At 41.2% G+C, this 9,807-nt stretch carries 10 protein-coding genes and 1 tRNA gene; 9 read left to right on the top strand and 2 right to left on the bottom strand.

What is annotated here, in order from left to right:
* Together J0H12_04835 and J0H12_04830 are read left to right on the top strand one after the other, a co-directional pair.
* Positions 1-389 (top strand): hypothetical protein (locus tag J0H12_04835; protein MBN9413231.1); only part of this gene is annotated, 389 nt, incomplete at its 5' end.
* 147 nt (positions 390-536) lie between these two features.
* Positions 537-1,235, top strand: a complete 699-nt coding sequence (locus tag J0H12_04830; protein ID MBN9413230.1) for an outer membrane beta-barrel protein — start codon at positions 537-539, stop codon at positions 1,233-1,235.
* 124 nt (positions 1,236-1,359) lie between these two features.
* On the opposite strand, the gene J0H12_04825 is transcribed toward J0H12_04830, so the two are convergent.
* Positions 1,360-2,490: a hypothetical protein gene (locus J0H12_04825; GenBank protein MBN9413229.1), complete on the bottom strand. Its 1,131-nt coding sequence runs from the start codon at positions 2,488-2,490 to the stop codon at positions 1,360-1,362.
* A gap of 152 nt (positions 2,491-2,642) precedes the next feature.
* Positions 2,643-2,718: transfer RNA gene (locus tag J0H12_04820), tRNA-Glu, on the bottom strand.
* 226 nt (positions 2,719-2,944) lie between these two features.
* On the opposite strand from J0H12_04820, the gene J0H12_04815 reads away from it, so the two are divergent.
* From J0H12_04815 to pyk, 7 genes are all read left to right on the top strand, one after another.
* On the top strand, positions 2,945-4,567 hold the full coding sequence (locus J0H12_04815; protein ID MBN9413228.1) for an electron transfer flavoprotein-ubiquinone oxidoreductase: 1,623 nt from the start codon (positions 2,945-2,947) through the stop codon (positions 4,565-4,567).
* Positions 4,568-4,613: 46 nt separating this feature from the next.
* Positions 4,614-5,444: a 4-hydroxy-tetrahydrodipicolinate reductase gene (locus J0H12_04810; GenBank protein MBN9413227.1), complete on the top strand. Its 831-nt coding sequence runs from the start codon at positions 4,614-4,616 to the stop codon at positions 5,442-5,444.
* Positions 5,441-6,223, top strand: a complete 783-nt coding sequence (locus J0H12_04805; protein MBN9413226.1) for an RNA methyltransferase — start codon at positions 5,441-5,443, stop codon at positions 6,221-6,223. The genes J0H12_04810 and J0H12_04805 overlap by 4 nt, the downstream gene beginning before the upstream one ends.
* 127 nt (positions 6,224-6,350) lie before the next feature.
* On the top strand, positions 6,351-6,965 hold the full coding sequence (gene rpsD, locus J0H12_04800) for a 30S ribosomal protein S4 (protein MBN9413225.1): 615 nt from the start codon (positions 6,351-6,353) through the stop codon (positions 6,963-6,965).
* 129 nt (positions 6,966-7,094) lie between these two features.
* The gene (locus tag J0H12_04795; GenBank protein ID MBN9413224.1) at positions 7,095-7,268 is read left to right on the top strand and encodes a hypothetical protein; all 174 of its coding nucleotides are present in this window, start codon (positions 7,095-7,097) and stop codon (positions 7,266-7,268) included.
* A gap of 120 nt (positions 7,269-7,388) precedes the next feature.
* Positions 7,389-8,306, top strand: a complete 918-nt coding sequence (locus tag J0H12_04790; GenBank protein MBN9413223.1) for a DMT family transporter — start codon at positions 7,389-7,391, stop codon at positions 8,304-8,306.
* A 1-nt stretch (position 8,307) separates the two neighbouring features.
* Complete coding sequence (gene pyk / locus J0H12_04785) at positions 8,308-9,753, top strand: pyruvate kinase (GenBank protein ID MBN9413222.1); 1,446 nt, start codon at positions 8,308-8,310, stop codon at positions 9,751-9,753.
* Positions 9,754-9,807: the final 54 nt, after the last annotated feature.

Below are 9,807 nucleotides of genomic sequence, written 5' to 3'. Positions count from 1 at the left end.
CTCCCAGTGATGACGAGGAAGAAGAGATGAAAATCATTCCTCCCGCTCCCAGTGATGACGAGGAAGAAGAGATGAAAATCATTCCTCCCGCTCCCAGTGATGACGAGGAAGAAGAGATGAAAATCATTCCTCCCGCTCCCAGTGATGACGAGGAAGAAGAGATGAAAATCATTCCTCCCGCTCCCAGTAATGATGAGGAAGAAGAGATAAAAGTCGTTCTTCCCGCTCCTAGTGATGACGAAGAAGAAAAAAAACCTAAAAAACTCGGTAAAATTAATGTAGGTGCTCTTCAGAAAGCATATGGATATCAGCAACCTGAAGAAGCCGAAGGCAAGAAATTAACGGCATCTACAACCGAAAAGAATAAAAGAAAGAAACGCAGAAAATAAAGGAAATGATTAAGGTCTCAGAATAGTAGACTTTAAGAAATTTCTTAAGAGAATATCGGCAAATAAAAAGAGGGGAATTTTTATTTGCCTTAAAAGGTTTTTTTGATAAAAATCTGTACTAGTTTTATAATTTTTAAGGAGAGAAAAATGAAAAAAGGTTTATATTTCGTTACAGCATTGGCCGGCATCATGTCCGCTCAGGCTGAAACACTACGAACAAGCTTAGATGGTTTTTCAATTGGGTTACAAGGTGGATATGGTATTGGTGAATCCACAGCTGATCGCAATACGACAAGAGTTACTCCAATGGTCACAGATCATTCTAATGTTTCTCAACGTGGAGCCCTTGGTGGTGCTAATATTGAGTATGGTCGCGTTTTCAACAATACTTTTTTTGCGGGACTTCAAGTCAGTGCGATATTTGGAAATGTTAAGGGAGATATTAAAACATCTATAAATGCCCCACGCCCGATATTAACATCTGTTAAATTAAAGGATGGTTATGGAGTTGCCTTACGTCTTGGTAAAACAGTAGCAAGAACCGTTCTTCCTTATGTAAAAGTTGGTATTGTCACCTCAAAGTGGGAATCGATAACAGATGGTATTTCTACAGCAATCGGTAAAGGAAGTGCTTCCAAGCGCCGTACTGGTTGGGAACTTGGAGCCGGTGTAGACTTTTCTGTCACCGAATGCGTTGCAGTTGGCGCAGAAGTCAGTCACCTACAATACCAAAAACTTTCTTATGATGTAAGGCATGAGCCAAGCCAAATTGTTACGCGTCATGTACAAGTTAAGCCTCGTGAAAATCGTATAATGTTTCGTGTTAAGTATAAATTGGGTGACTAATAAAATTAGTCTCATCTAAAAAGGCTTTATTTTAAAAGAAGCGAGGAGAGACTTTTCTCCTCGTTTTTTATGAATAGGATAAAAAAATTAATTAAAATCTTGAATAGAGATCACCCAAGATTTTTTAAGAAGAGGGTGAATCTGCTGTATTAACCGGCTCTGCATCTTTTATAGGGGGCATTGCAATCAAAAGATTAGAGGGAACTTTGCCGTATCCATATCCAATTCGGAAAGGTAATTCCCGAATAGTATCTTTTTGTTCAACGAAATAACGTGCAAGGTCAGGTTGTTTATACGCCACAAAGCTTTCCCCATAGGGTTCTTCATAAACGCCAAAATATCTTAGTTGCCATTGATGTTGTTGGAGCACGCGATAAGGAAGGCCGGTATCATCTTGAAGAAGCAACGTTGTATTCTCAAGGACAAAGTCAACAAGCTTCGCAAAACCAGTTTGATGAGGGGTGTAAGAGGCGGACTTAAACATTGTTGCCCACGGGCCTTTCTTTTTGAGGAAAGGTGTGATTTGGTGAATATGGTTGTCGTTCATATTCTGTCTAAAGTAAGTAAGTGTTTGAGGCTTGTCATGGCCTTGTTGAAGGAATGAGATCGACACACCTTGCGCTTCGTGATCAGGGCATTCAAGAAGGTCACCTTCAGACGTTATCTTCACAAAAGTAATCGATTTTATCTTGGCTTGAGATCGTTTGAGAAGTGCTAGAAGAGTTGGAAGAACGCCACAATCAAAAAAGTCTTTGGACATATCTTTTGTAATAAAAAAGCTACGATGAAAGAGAGAACTTGTTCCATTTTGAACGTTTTGAAGGTAGCTTTGACGCTTCTCAGGCAAGTTTAGCATATCAAAAGAAAGATTCTTTCCCACACGCTCAAGGCCAATAATAAAATATTCAGGGCTTTGTGGAAAGAATAGAAGGGCATTCAAAACATCAGGTCCCCCCATCGGATAGAAGAGTGGTAAAGTGATTGGATCTAAATATTGGTCACGCCAAGCTTTCATGGGAAGAAGACGTTTTTCTTGGATTCTTGTCCAGCGATCTTCAAAATCTTTAGAGAAATCTTGCCATTCGGGGGACTGTTCATAGTCAGCAAAGGCGCCGCTTTGCGGAATGCCAGCTAAAAAGGTCGCAATTTGATCAAGAGAAACAGCTTGAGAAGTTGGGGTATTTTCGACGCTAGCATTTAAAGGAGCTACAAAGTTTAATAGCAAGGTTAAGGATAATTGATAGAAAATTTTCATGGTCATGCTTCGTTATTTTAATCACAATGAGGTGGTTGTACTCTTCTCTCAAAAATTCGTCAAATTGATAATGCACTCTTTAAAATATGGGCAGAGTAATTTTTATGAGAAAATAAAAAAAACATAAGAAGGTTGTAAACCGGAGAAAAAAATGGCGTCCCCAGCGGGATTCGAACCCGCGTTGCCGCCGTGAAAGGGCGGTGTCCTAGGCCTCTAGACGATGGGGACATGGGCACATCTTTACTGGGGTGTGAGATAAAAATCAAGCAAAATCTTCACTTTTTTAAGGAATATTATGAGGGGGAATTTTTTTCTATTTTTTTATAAAAAACAGTAACATTTTTTATTTTAAATTATTGAAAATAAACAATAAATAATTCAAAAATTTTAATAATTTTATCGACTTAAGGCTGATTTTATGCTATACTGAAAGTATAATAAAAAGAGGGAAAACATGGGAGACGCTTTAAATTTTGATGTTGTAATTGTGGGCGCAGGGCCCGCAGGATTGGCAGCGGCTATCCGCTTAAAACAGCTATGTGCCGAAAAATCGCACGACCTAAGTGTGTGCGTTCTTGAGAAAGGAGCCGAGGTGGGAGCTCATATCCTTTCAGGCGCTGTTCTTGAGCCGCGCGCGCTTCAGGAACTGATTCCTGATTGGAAGGAAAAGGGGGCGCCCTTAGAAACGCCGGTCCAACAAGATAAGTTCCTTTTTTTAACAGAAAAAAGATCTTTTCGGTTACCAACACCACCACCCATGAAAAATCACGGGAATTATATCATTAGCCTCGGTAACTTTTGTCGGTGGCTTGCAGGACAAGCAGAATCTTTAGGCGTTGAAATTTATCCTGGCTTTTCTTTGGGGCAAACACTTTATGATGATCAAGGGAAAGTGATTGGGGTAGAGACAACACCGAGAGGGCTTGATCGTGAAGGGCAGCAAAAGGATTCTTATGAACCTGGGGTCCAAATTCTCGCGCGCCATGTTATCTTTGCAGAAGGATGTCGAGGCTCGTTAAGTAAAGAACTCTTTGAGCGATTTAATCTACGGCGCGAGTGCCAACCTCAAACGTATGGACTTGGTCTTAAAGAACTGTGGGAAATTAACCCCGAGAAGCATCAGCAGGGGCTTGTAGTACATACGCTGGGTTGGCCACTTGAGGCGGAAACCTATGGCGGCTCTTTCCTCTATCACTTAGAGAATAATCAACTCGCTATTGGATTTGTCATTGGTTTGGATTATAAAAATCCTTATCTGAGCCCTTATGAAGAATTTCAGCGCTTTAAGCATCATCCGACCATTAAGTCACTTTTGGAAGGAGGGCGACGTATTTCTTATGGCGCGCGGGCACTGAATGAGGGTGGATGGCAATCAATTCCGCGATTGAGCTTTCAAGGGGGCTCTTTAATTGGCTGTGCTGCGGGCTTCCTCAATGTGCCCAAAATTAAAGGAACCCACACGGCAATGAAATCAGGGATGATCGCGGCCGAAGTGATTTTTGACGCTTTAAGTCAAGGTAAAGAGCCAGAAGAGGGCAATCTTGATCAAGCGGTTCAGAAGAGTTGGATTGCGGAAGAGCTAAAGCCTGTCCGTAATATGCGCCCAGGATTCCAAAAAGGATTATGGGCTGGTTTAGTGAATGCTGCGTTTGAAACTCTATCTAGAGGGAAATTCCCGTGGACGTTAAAACATCGTGAAGATCATCGTTCTTTAAAAAAAGCAGAAGAATGCCAGCCTATTTCATACCCAAAGCCGGATGGTATTATTTCATTTGATAAAATGTCCTCCGTTTATCTTTCCAACACAAACCATGCAGAAGACCAGCCTTGTCATTTGCACTTGAAAGATCAGGACATTCCGATTTTGTATAATCTTGCAAACTATAATGCACCTGAGCAACGATATTGTCCTGCGGGTGTGTATGAGATTGTACAAGCGGCGTCAGGAGAACAGAAACTTCATATTAACGCGCAAAATTGCGTTCATTGTAAAACATGCGATATTAAAGATCCCTTGCAAAATATTGAATGGCGACCCCCTGAAGGTGGGGATGGACCACGCTATCCCAATATGTAAAAAAATGTTAAGGAGATTGTCACTCTTTGGAAATAAAGGCAGAAAAATGACGGATCATATTCATATAGCAGTTGCTGGCGCTTCTGGGCGCATGGGGCAGCTGATCATTCAGCAGGTCCTTGAATCACCATACGCAAAGCTTACGGGGGCCAAGGTTTCCTGCACAAGTCTGTTCAATGGCGAAGCTCTTACAACGCTTTTCCCGCAAGGGCCTAACGATGTTGTTTTAACGTCAATGACAGAGAAAGCCTTTAAAAATTCTAAGGTTATTATTGATTTTACAACACCTGAAACGCTTCAGGCGCATCTTGACGTCGCTCTTCGAGAAAAAATTGCTCTTGTTATTGGAACGACGGGATTATCAAAAGAGCAATTTCAGGTGTTAGAGAAAGCTTCACTTACCATTCCCATCCTTTACTCTGCGAATTTTAGTTTAGGGATTAATTTGCTTTTTGAGATGGTGAAAGAAGCTTCGAAAAAGTTGGGCGCTGATTTTGATGTGGAGGTTCTGGAAATGCATCACCGTCACAAGCAAGATGCGCCATCAGGAACATCTCTAATGCTTGCCAAGGCAGCGGCAGAAGGACGAGATCTTTCACTTCAAGAGAGCGCGATCTATGATCGAACCCGCCAACGTCAAGCGCGCCGTGAAAACGACATAGGTTTTGCAGTTTTACGAGGGGGCAGTGTGATTGGGGATCATTCTGTAATGTTTGCTTCGGATGAAGAGATTGTTGAATTCTCTCATCGGGCTTTAAAGCGAGATATTTATGCAAAGGGAGCCCTTAAAGCGGCGCTATGGCTTGCAAATCAAAAGCCAGGCTATTATAAATTTTCCGATATTTTAACAACAGTAGAGAAAAGTGCCATATCATGATAGGTCCCGTGATTATTCTTGTGGAGTCGCAGATCCCCCAAAATATTGGCAAGACAGCGCGTGCCATGCTCAATTGTGAATTGCGAGATCTGAGGCTTGTTAGGCCTTTGGTTGATCATTGTCATCGAGATGCGCGGGCCCTTGCAGCGGGGGCGGATGAAGTCTTGGAACAAGCAAAAATATTTAATTCAACGGGTGAAGCGATTGCAGATTTGCATCGCGTTTTCTCAACAAGTGCGCGCCATCGAGATATGGTTGAACTTCAGTTAACACCTAAGAAAGCGGCTGATTTTTTTGTTGAAATGGTCCAAGAAAATCATCGCATTGGGGTACTCTTTGGACCTGAACGGGCGGGGCTTGATAATGAAGATGTGGCCTTATGTGAGGGCAATATTTTTGTGCCGGTGAATCCCGAATTTAGTTCCCTTAACTTAGCGCAAGCAGTTCTTTTGATTGCTTATGAGTGGTATCAAGCTAAAGTAAAATTCCCCGAAATGACCTTAAAAAAAGGAGAAGCCTCTTTAGCAAGCCGGGAAGAATTATTAGGATTTCTGAACCAACTTGAAGGAGAGCTAGACCTTTCGGGCTATTTTAGGGCTGATCATAAGAAACCTAAAATGCTTCGGACAATTCATAATATGTTTTCAAGAGTTCCATTGACATCCCAAGAAGTTCGAACCTTAAGAGGAATCGTGTCAGATCTTTCGGATCCGCATGGAGAAAAGGCAAGAATGACGAAAAGAAGGCTTCAAAAGCAGGAAAAAGAGACTGAAATCTGAAGTTATTATTCATGAGAATAAACATTTTTTAATAATCGAATTGACAACAGGGTGGAAACCAGTATATCTCAAAGCAGCAGTATATTTAGAAAACTTTTCTTATCCCTTGATTAGAGTAATGTGAAGTATGACAAAACGTTTAAATTCAAAGTACAAAATTGACCGTCGTTTAGGTGTTAACCTATGGGGTCGCCCTAAGAGTCCCGTAAATTCACGTGCCTATGGTCCCGGCCAGCACGGTCAGAATAAAAGCAAACCAAAAGATTATGGTTTGCAATTAGCAGCAAAACAACGCTTAAAAGGCTATTATGGCAATATTGGTGAGCGCCAATTCCGTAGCCTTTTCCAAGAAGCAATCCGCCGTCGTGGTGATACAGGTGAGAACCTGGTTGAGCTTTTGGAAAGACGCCTTGATGCCGTTGTTTACCGGATGAAGTTTGTTCCAACTCCTTTTGCGGCACGCCAGTTCGTGAACCACGGGCATGTGAAGGTGAATGGCCGTCGAGTTAATATTTCATCCTACCAAGTTAAAGATGGTGATGTGATTGAAGTCAAAGATAGCTCAAAACAAATGGCAATGGTTCAAGAATCAGTGAATTCTCAAGAAAGAGAAACACCAGATTATATTCAAGTTGATACCAATGCCCTTAAAGGAACATTTGTTCGCGGACCACAACTCGCGGACGTTCCTTATCCTGTTCAGATGGAACCAAATCTTGTTATTGAGTTCTATTCTCGTTAATAGGAAGCTAAGAAATCTAAGAGAAAAAGGAACTTTTTAAAGTTCCTTTTTTTTTGAGGGGAACTAAGATATGAGAATGGCAATTATCGTGCATGCCGAATACAGCGCGTTTATGAGCTTCAATTTCATATGGAAATTACGTCACAAGGGATCGCAGACTTAATTAAGGCATGCCCAGACGATTTAAAACCTGGAAAGTTTGTCCAAAATGAAGAAGTACTTATGAGTCAAGATTTGGACGGAATTCATCAGCATATGTGTCATTTACTCGATCGCCTTGTAAATAAATTCTCTCTAAATTAATTTAAAATTAAAAAAGTATGTATTTGCTCGCTTTTCTAAATTGACGAGCCCTAGTTAAAAGATTTAGTTTCTAATTCTAATAGGGAATCCTTTTAAGTTCTATAGAGAAAGAAAAAAGAAATGCGTGACTCTTCTGCACGTGAAAAAACTATAGCTGTTATTTTAACTATTACAGGTGCAGCCCTTCTTGGGTTTTCACCTATATTGGTGCGATTAAGTACGATTGAACCTCTTTCAACTGGTTTCTTTCGGTTCTTTTTAGCTTTTCCATTCTTATTTAGTTGGATGTTATTTGATCATCATCAAGACATCCAATCTAAAGCGCCTCGGACGAAAAGAGAGTACTTTTTATTAATTTCAGCAGGCGTGTATTTAGCCCTCGATATTGCTTTTTGGCACTGGTCTCTCCAAAAAACAGCTGTTGCGAATGCAACTCTTTTAAACAATTTAACCTCTATTTTTGTGGCGGCGATTTCTTGGCTTGTTCTGCGAATAAAATTAGGTAGATCAACAGTTATTGGCATTCTTCTTGCCACGTTAGGGGCGGCTCTTCTTGTTGGAGAAAGGAATGAAGCCCATGTTTCGCAGCTTTTGGGAGATAGTCAGGCTTTAATTTCAGCGGTTTTTTATGCAGGATATGTTTTGGCTGTTAAGCAGTTGCGCCAACATTTCAGTGCAGCAACAATTATGACATGGTCTGGGCTTGCAAGTATGTACACGTTAGCATTGATGATGGGGATTTATGAACACCATCTTCTTCCTGCTTCTTGGCAAGATTGGTTGCCTATCATGGGACTTGCAATCATCGTTCATGTTCTTGGTCAAGGTTTTGTTGCGTATGGTATGGGGCAGTTAACCGCAGCTTTCTCTTCTGTTGCCTTAATGATTTCTCCTATCGTTTCGACGATTGTTGCTTGGTATTTGTTCTCAGAAGAATTAACGTTGATAAAAATGCTAGGTGGAATCATTATTCTTATTGGGCTTGTAATCGCTCGAGAGAGTGAAAAAAAATTATCATTTCAAAAATTAAGGAACTAATATGCGTCGCTATCGTGCAACAAAAATCGTCGCAACCCTCGGGCCAGTAAGCTCTTCACCAGAGATTATTGAACAACTTTTTTTAAAAGGTGTGGATGTTTTTCGTCTTAATTTTTCCCATGGAACACATGAGACTCATCTCAAAAATTATAAGATTATTCGCGTATTAGAAACAAAATATGGGCATCCTATTGGAATTCTTCAAGATTTACAAGGACCAAAATTAAGGGTGGGAGCCTTTAAAGAAGGGAAAATTGACCTTAAAGTGGGTGATTACTTCAGATTTGATCTTGATCCTACACCAGGAGATTTTAGGCGCGTCAATCTACCTCATCCAGAAATCTTTGCAGCTCTTAAAAAGGAAACAGATCTTTTATTGGATGATGGTAAATTACGTCTTAAAGTCCAGACTCATGGGCCCGATTTTGCTGAAGCGCTCGTGATTGTCGGAGGTCCCTTATCCAATTCAAAAGGGGTTAATGTTCCTGATGTCACTTTGCCGATTTCTGCTTTGACTGAAAAAGACCGTAAAGACTTGGCATTTGGTTTGGAGATGGGCGTGGATTGGGTTGCCTTGTCCTTTGTTCAAAGACCAGAAGATGTTATTGAAGTAAAGTCTATTATAGGTAATCGAGCAAGTGTGATTGCTAAATTAGAAAAACCGATGGCTATTGAATATCTTGACGACATTGTTTCAGTTTCAGATGGAATTATGGTTGCGCGCGGTGATCTTGGAGTTGAAATGTTACCTGAGGCTGTTCCGCCCCTTCAGAAAAGAATTATCCGCGCCTGCCGTATGAGCGGTAAGCCTGTTATTGTTGCAACTCAAATGCTTGATTCTATGGTTCAGCTGCCAACTCCAACGAGAGCTGAGGCTTCAGACGTGGCAACAGCTGTTTATGATGGCGTTGATGCGGTTATGCTTTCTGCCGAATCTGCTTCTGGGGCTTATGCTCAAGAAGCAGTTTCTATGATGAATCGCATCATAGAATCAGTCGAAAAGGATGCTTATTATCATCAACAATTGAAAAACAGTAGGACGCCCTGGCAATCAACATCTTCGGATGCGATTACGGCTGCTGCACGACAAGTTGCTGAGACAATTGAAGCAAAGGCGATTGTTACCCTGACGACAACGGGTGCTACAACCTTCAGAGCAGCCAGAGAGAGACCTTCAACTCCTATACTATCGCTAACACCGAATCCTCAAGTTGCACGATTGCTTTCTCTTGTTTGGGGGACACATCCTATTGAAATGCAAGAATTTGATTCTATCATCGAAATAGATATACGCGTTTCTCATCTCGCAATGCAAAATGAATTTGCTCGCAAAGGAGACAATTTAGTTCTAACGATTGGAGGAGATTTCACGCGTCATGACGCTCCTCGTGTTTTTCATTCGGGGACGACACGTCTCCTCAGTATTATAAACGTGACTGAGGAATAAATTTTGCAGGATGAGAGTACCCTTACAGGTCGTTTGAAGCGGTATGCTCATGTA

The organism is Candidatus Paracaedimonas acanthamoebae, assembly GCA_017307065.1.
In the GTDB taxonomy this organism is placed as follows: domain Bacteria; phylum Pseudomonadota; class Alphaproteobacteria; order Caedimonadales; family Caedimonadaceae; genus Paracaedimonas; species Paracaedimonas acanthamoebae_A.
The sequence above is the reverse complement of the archived record's forward strand: the minus strand, read 5'-3'. Positions and strand labels throughout refer to the sequence as shown.

Excerpts from the sequence above, each read along its gene's own strand:
- rpsD (MBN9413225.1), top strand. The coding sequence starts at position 6,351 with ATGACAAAACGTTTAAATTCAAAGTACAAAATTGACCGTCGTTTAGGT.
- J0H12_04825 (MBN9413229.1), bottom strand. The coding sequence starts at position 2,490 with ATGAAAATTTTCTATCAATTATCCTTAACCTTGCTATTAAACTTTGTA.
- J0H12_04830 (MBN9413230.1), top strand. The coding sequence starts at position 537 with ATGAAAAAAGGTTTATATTTCGTTACAGCATTGGCCGGCATCATGTCC.
- J0H12_04790 (MBN9413223.1), top strand. The coding sequence starts at position 7,389 with ATGCGTGACTCTTCTGCACGTGAAAAAACTATAGCTGTTATTTTAACT.
- J0H12_04795 (MBN9413224.1), top strand. The coding sequence starts at position 7,095 with ATGGAAATTACGTCACAAGGGATCGCAGACTTAATTAAGGCATGCCCA.
- pyk (MBN9413222.1), top strand. The coding sequence starts at position 8,308 with ATGCGTCGCTATCGTGCAACAAAAATCGTCGCAACCCTCGGGCCAGTA.
- J0H12_04805 (MBN9413226.1), top strand. The coding sequence starts at position 5,441 with ATGATAGGTCCCGTGATTATTCTTGTGGAGTCGCAGATCCCCCAAAAT.
- J0H12_04810 (MBN9413227.1), top strand. The coding sequence starts at position 4,614 with ATGACGGATCATATTCATATAGCAGTTGCTGGCGCTTCTGGGCGCATG.
- J0H12_04815 (MBN9413228.1), top strand. The coding sequence starts at position 2,945 with ATGGGAGACGCTTTAAATTTTGATGTTGTAATTGTGGGCGCAGGGCCC.